This window comes from Sinomonas sp. (assembly GCF_036848755.1).
Classification (GTDB): domain Bacteria; phylum Actinomycetota; class Actinomycetes; order Actinomycetales; family Micrococcaceae; genus Sinomonas.
Map to the genome: position 1 here is coordinate 1 of NZ_DAIUJO010000184.1, position 4411 is coordinate 4411.

Consider the following 4411-nt stretch of genomic DNA (forward strand, 5'->3'; position numbering starts at 1 on the left):
AACATCGGCTGGATGGGGACGTACCAGGCGCTCATCATCCCGGACATCTCGTTCGCCCTCCCGCTCACCGTGTACACGCTCACCTCGTTCTTCCGCGAAATGCCGTGGGAGCTTGAGGAATCCGCGCGCATCGACGGGTGCACCCAGGGTCAGGCGTTCCGCAAGGTCATCCTGCCCCTCGCCGCCCCGGCGACGTTCACCACAGCGATCCTCGCCTTCATCTCCGCCTGGAACGAGTTCCTCATTGCGAGCCAGCTCTCCTCCGACCAGACGAAGACGGTCACCGTGGCCATCGCGTCCTTCGCCGGATCCCAGCCGCACGTCGAGCCGTATACCGCCGTCATGGCGGCGGGAACGATCGTCACGATCCCGCTCGTGATCCTTGTGCTGGCCTTCCAGCGGAAGATCGTCGCGGGCCTCACGGCCGGCGCGGTGAAGTGACGGAGGATCACAACAACCGGCCTTGGCATCCGTTCGCGGTCGGAGGAGAGGCGTACCGCCGCTCCTCCGGCCCGCGGAAGGCCGTGGTCGAACAGTTCGAACTCTTCATCGGCATCCTGGGCTTCTGGGCCCTCGTCCTGCTCGTCGTCACGGTGTGGCTCGAGCTGACGGGGCAGCCCGCTCTGTGGTGGGCGCTCGGGCTCGCTGCTGTGCTCGTAGCAATCGCGGGGGTGTGGGCGCTGAGGCGTAAGGTGCTGCGAGGGCACACGCACGACGCCGAGATGTAGCGATGCTTTGCCGTAGGCGCGATGCACTAGCGGTCTGTGCCCTCGCCAGCGCTGGGGCTGGGTCAATTCGGAGGGAACATGGTCGGGATCGAGGACGTGGCAGCCGCGGCTGGGGTGTCGACGGCAACGGTCTCGAGGGCGATCCGCGGACTTCCCCGGGTGTCTCCGCGGACCCGCGCCAAGATCTTGGCGACCGCCAAGGAACTCGGGTACGTGCCGTCGTCGGCCGCGTCGCAGTTGGCAAGCGGCAAGACCCGCACCATCGGCGTGCTTGCCCCCTACGTGGACCGATGGTTCTTCGGGAAGGCGATCGACGGCGTCGACCGTGAACTGCATGGGCGGGGATACAACCTCTCTCTCTTCAACCTCGGCGGGCGCACGCAGCCGCGCGAGAGGCTGTTCAGCAAGGCCATGGTGCAGAAGCAGATCGACGCGCTCCTGCTGCTCTGCATGTACCTGCACGAGGAGGAGATCGACGACCTCCACGCGATCGATATGCCGCTCGTCGTCGTCGGGGGACCGGTACCGGGGCTATCGAACGTAGGAATCGACGATTATCAGGCCGCCCGGACCATCACGGAGCACCTCATCGACCTCGGCCACCGGCACATTGCGCTCCTCCACGGGCAGGACGACTCGGATCTGAACTTCAGCGTCCCCCGGATCCGGGTTGAGGGTTTCCACGACGCGGTGCACCAGGCGGGCCTGGAATTCGACCCGGACTTCGCCCTGTTCGGGAACTTCACCGTCGAGAGCGGCGTCGAGGCCATGCGGCGGTTCCTGGAACGGCCCGCGCCACGCCCCACCGCGATCGTGTGCGCGAGCGACGAGATGGCGCTCGGGCTCATGTTCGAGGCCCGGCGCCACGGCATCCGCATTCCAGAGGATCTCTCCGTGGTCGGGATCGACGGACACGAGATGGGCGCCGCCGTTGGGCTGACGACCGTCTGGCAGGATCCGACAGCCCAGGCGCGCCGAGGCACCCAGATGCTGCTCTCCGAGCTGGGCGGAGACGAGGGCGCCGTCCATCCGGAGAAGGCGGAACAGCGGCTCATTGTGCGCGAGTCCACGGCTCCGCCCCGCCAGTGAGCGCGAGTCGGCGGCCCTGCCCTCCCCTTTTCGTCTCGGGTACGCCAACGCTCGCCCGGTTTCGTCTCGGGTACGCCAACACGCGCCCGGTTTCGTCTCGGGTACGCCAACGCGCGCATATCTGTACCCGAAACTCCCTCTGGGGGAGTTTGGTGTACCCGAGACGTCAGGAGGCGCGGGCTAGCTGGCGGATCGGGATCCAGCGGGACGCGAGCCGCCGATAGGCGGCTGCGGCTCCGGTCAGATCGCCCTCGGCAAGGCACTCGATGCCCAGCCGCACGTCGAGGCACGATTCGTCAGGGAACACCCGATCGGCGACGCGCCCATAGTCGAGCTCGATGACGGAGTCCGGGTGGAACTGCTCGAGCCACTCCGTGAGGGAGGTGAGCTCGTCGAGCATGCTCATGTCTGGCGCGGCGAGGGCGAGATTTGCGACGGCGAAGCGGGCCCGACCGATGGCCTTGGCCCACGGGGCAACGATGCGCACGGTTCGCACGTGTTCGCCGTCCTCGACGACCTCGGTGGGGTCCGATTCCTGGAAGAGGACGAACCAGCTGAACGGAATTCCCCAGAGGGATTCGCGCGTGTTGATGCGAGGGCTGGCCGTTTCGGCGGCGATGCGATCCACCCGTCGCTGGTGCCGCTCGCGAGCCTCCTCGGGGAGCATGAGCTCGGCGAGGATGCGCGGAGCGCTGCTGATGACCGATTCGGCCGCGAGGCCCGAACGGAGTACGAGCTGGCTCGGGCAGTAGAGGGTTGTGCCGTTCACGGTCAGGGCCCGAGTGAATTCCGCCCCGTCCGGAGGGAACGGATCCCCTGCTCCGCTCACGATGCGGTCGAGGGTCGCATCTGTCTCCGCAGCATCGAGGTCCTCCCGGCCGCCCCTCCCCAGCAATCCCGCTTCGATGCGCTCGCGTTCCTTGGGGCCGAACGCCTCGAGGGGCTCGTAGATGCGGAGATGGGACGAGAGGGGCCTCGAGACGGGGCCGTGCGCGTCACTCATGCCCGGATACCAGCCTCGGACCGCTGCTCACGCGCCGTCCGCAAGCTCCACCACCACGGGAGCGTGGTCGGAGGCGCCCTTGCCCTTGCGTTCTTCGCGGTCGATGTGAGCCCCGACGACGCGGGCTTCGAGGGCAGGGGAGGCGAGGATGAAGTCGATGCGCATGCCCTCTTTCTTGGGGAAGCGCAGCTGCTTGTAGTCCCAGTACGTGTACACGCCGGGGCCGGGGGTGTAAGCGCGCGCGGCGTCGGTGAAGCCGCTTCGCTCGAACGAATGGAACGCCTCGCGCTCGGGCTCGCTCACGTGGGTGAGGCCCTCGGAGCGGAAGTAGTCGATGTCCCACACGTCCTCATCTCGTGGGGCGATGTTCCAGTCCCCGACCAGGGCGATCTGGGCGAGCGGGTCTTGGGCGACCCACTCCGACGCGTGCTTGTTGAGCGTGGCGAGCCATTCGAGCTTGTACGGCATGTGCTCGTCGTCGAGGGCCCGGCCGTTGGGCACGTAGAGGCTCCACACGCGCACCCCGCCGCAGGTCGCCCCGATCGCCCTGGCCTCCTGCTCCGCCTCCACGCCGCCTTTGCCGAACGTCGGCTGGTCAGGGAACGTCCGCTCGACGTCCTCGAGCCCCACGCGCGAGGCGATGGCGACGCCGTTCCACTGGCTGAGGCCGAAGTGCGCCACCTCGTAGCCGTTGCGCTCGAAGAGCTCCCACGGGAAGTTGTCGTCTCGGCACTTCGTCTCCTGGAGAGCGAGCACATCCACTCCGCTGCGCAGCAGCCAGCTCTCCACGCGGTCGGCGCGGGCACGGAGGGAGTTCACGTTCCAGGTGGCGATCTTCACGCAGCCCACGCTATCAACGCCGCGCCCTCGGCGCGACGGAGTTCTACTTGGTCCAGGCCGCTGCGCCCTCCTGCCACCAGGTGTCGAAGCGGGTGACCGGCACGGAGCGCTTGTGCCGGGTCAGGAGATAGCGCTTCTCGATGGACTCCGCGACCTCGTCCGGGACATCGCGGCCCTCGAGGTAGTCGTCGATCTCCTCGTACGTGATGCCGAGCTCGTGCTCATCGTGGCGGCCGGGCTGGAGGTCAAGTAGGTCCGCCGTCGGGATCTTCTGCCAGATGCGCTCCGGGGCGCCGAGGTACTGGAGGACCTGCCGGTTCTGACGCTTGTTGAGCCCGAAGAGCGGGAGGATGTCTGCGCCGCCGTCGCCGTACTTTGTGAAGAAGCCGGTCACCGACTCGGCGCCGTGGTCGGTGCCGATGACCAGGAGGTTGCGCTCGCCGGCGATCATGTACTGCGCGATCATGCGGGCACGGGCCTTCGTGTTGCCGCGCGTGAAGTCGCTCAGCTCCTTGTCCGAGGTCCGCTCGTACTCCTGCTCGAATCCGTCCACCGCCGGCTTGACGTTGAACGTCAGCTCCGTCTTCGCCTTGACGAACTCCAAGGCCGCGCGGGCGTCCTCCTCGTCGTGCTGCACTCCGTGGGGGAGGCGCACGGCCACGAAGTCAGCCTCGACACCGTCCTCTGCGAGGGACTCGACCGCGAGCTGCGCGAGCCGTCCCGCGAGCGAGGAGTCGAGCCCTCCGCTGAT

General features: G+C 67.6%; 6 protein-coding genes. 3 read left to right on the forward strand and 3 right to left on the reverse strand.

The window, feature by feature from the left end; genetic code table 11:
* The 3 genes from V7053_RS17995 to V7053_RS18005 form a co-directional block, all read left to right on the forward strand.
* On the forward strand, positions 1-441 hold a 441-nt coding region (locus tag V7053_RS17995), incomplete at its 5' end, for a carbohydrate ABC transporter permease (RefSeq protein WP_334173634.1).
* The gene (locus V7053_RS18000; RefSeq protein ID WP_334173635.1) at positions 438-728 is read left to right on the forward strand and encodes a hypothetical protein; all 291 of its coding nucleotides are present in this window, start codon (positions 438-440) and stop codon (positions 726-728) included. The genes V7053_RS17995 and V7053_RS18000, both read left to right, overlap by 4 nt.
* A gap of 78 nt (positions 729-806) precedes the next feature.
* Entirely contained in the window at positions 807-1817 is a 1011-nt protein-coding gene (locus V7053_RS18005; protein ID WP_334173636.1) for a LacI family DNA-binding transcriptional regulator, read from the forward strand.
* Between the two features lie 166 nt (positions 1818-1983).
* Here the strand turns inward: V7053_RS18005 and V7053_RS18010 are convergent, their stop codons facing one another.
* The 3 genes from V7053_RS18010 to nadE form a co-directional block, all read right to left on the reverse strand.
* Complete coding sequence (locus tag V7053_RS18010; RefSeq protein ID WP_334173637.1) at positions 1984-2820, reverse strand: hypothetical protein; 837 nt, start codon at positions 2818-2820, stop codon at positions 1984-1986.
* 27 nt (positions 2821-2847) lie between these two features.
* Positions 2848-3660: an exodeoxyribonuclease III gene (locus tag V7053_RS18015; RefSeq protein WP_334173638.1), complete on the reverse strand. Its 813-nt coding sequence runs from the start codon at positions 3658-3660 to the stop codon at positions 2848-2850.
* 43 nt (positions 3661-3703) lie between these two features.
* The coding region (gene nadE / locus V7053_RS18020; RefSeq protein ID WP_334173639.1) for an ammonia-dependent NAD(+) synthetase at positions 3704-4411 on the reverse strand (708 nt) is incomplete at its 5' end.